The 1,396-nt window shown below is 66.3% G+C and carries 1 protein-coding gene; it reads right to left on the bottom strand.

From position 1 onward, the window contains the following. On the bottom strand, positions 1-1,396 hold a 1,396-nt coding region (locus tag AC1DSC_RS32610; RefSeq protein ID WP_478132092.1), incomplete at both ends, for a tandem-95 repeat protein.

Raw genomic sequence — 1,396 nt, 5'->3', positions numbered from 1 at the left:
TCTGTCGTGTTCACCGGGGTGCCGCCACCGTCGACGAACACGGGGGCGTCGTTGACGAGGTTGATCGTCACGGTCACGGTGCTGGTGGTCGTGCCGCCGTGGCCATCGCTCACCGTGACAGTGAAGCTGTCGGTGCCGTTGAAGTTGGCGCCAGGCACGTAGGTGTACGTGCCGTCAGCGTTGACCGTGACCGTGCCATGGGCTGGGTCGCTGCCCTTCACGTAGGTCAGCGCGTCGCCATCGACGTCGGTGCCAGTCACTTGGCCGCTGACGGGCGTGTCTTCGTTCGTCGTCTTGGTGTAGTCGGGCGCCTTCGGTGCGTCGTTGATGTTCTGCTCATTGAGCGTGACGGGGATGTTCGTCGTGACCGTGCCGTCGTTCGCGCCGACCACCAGTGCGTGCGCGTTGGCGCCCGCTTCGTAGTCGTTGACGAACGCCGCAGCGCCTGCAGCCGTGAGGCTGATCGCGCCCGTGACCGGGTCGATGGCGAAGTAGCCGTTGTCGTTGCCCGAGAGGATGCTGTAGGTGACGGTCGCGCTGTCGACGTCGGTGGCGTGGACCGTGCCGAGCACGGCGCCTGCAGGGCGGTTTTCGTCGTAGCCGAAGACGTAGCCGTCTGTCGTGTTCACCGGGGTGCCGCCACCGTCGACGAACACGGGGGCGTCGTTGACGGGGTTGATCGTCACGGTCACGGTGCTGGTGGTCGTGCCGCCGTGGCCGTCGCTCACCGTGACGGTGAAGCTGTCGGTGCCGTTGAAGTTGGCACCGGGCACGTAGGTGTAGGTGCCGTCAGCGTTGACCGTGACCGTGCCGTGGGCTGGATCGCTGCCCTTCACGTAGCTCAGCGTGTCGCCATCAGCATCGCTTCCGATGACCTGGCCGCTGACGGGCGTGTCTTCGTGCGTGGTCTGGGTGTAGTCCGGGACCGTGGGCAGATCGTTCACCGGGTTGACGGTCACGTTCACCGTGCTGGTGGTCGTGCCCCCGTGGCCGTCGCTCACCGTGACGGTGAAGCTGTCGGTGCCGTTGAAGTTGGCACCGGGAACATAGGTGTAGGTGCCATCGGCGTTGACCGTCACCGTGCCATGGGCCGGGTCGCTGCCCTTCACGTAGCTCAGCGTGTCGCCATCAGCATCGCTTCCGATGATCTGGCCGCTGACGGGCGTGTCTTCGTTCGTCGTCTTGGTGTCGTCGGGCGCCGTCGGCGCTTCGTTGAGGTTCTGCTCGTTGAGCGTGACGGGGATGGACGTCGTGACCGTGCCGTCGTTCGCGCCGACCACCAGCGCGTGGGCGTTGGCGCCCGCTTCGTAGTCGTTCACGAACGCCGCAGCGCCCGCCGGCGTGAGGCTGATCGCGCCCGTGACCGGGTCGATGGCGAAGTAGCCGTTGTCGTTGC

It is taken from the genome of Variovorax sp. 01N425, from assembly GCF_056399465.1.
The sequence above is the reverse complement of the archived record's forward strand: the minus strand, read 5'-3'. Positions and strand labels throughout refer to the sequence as shown.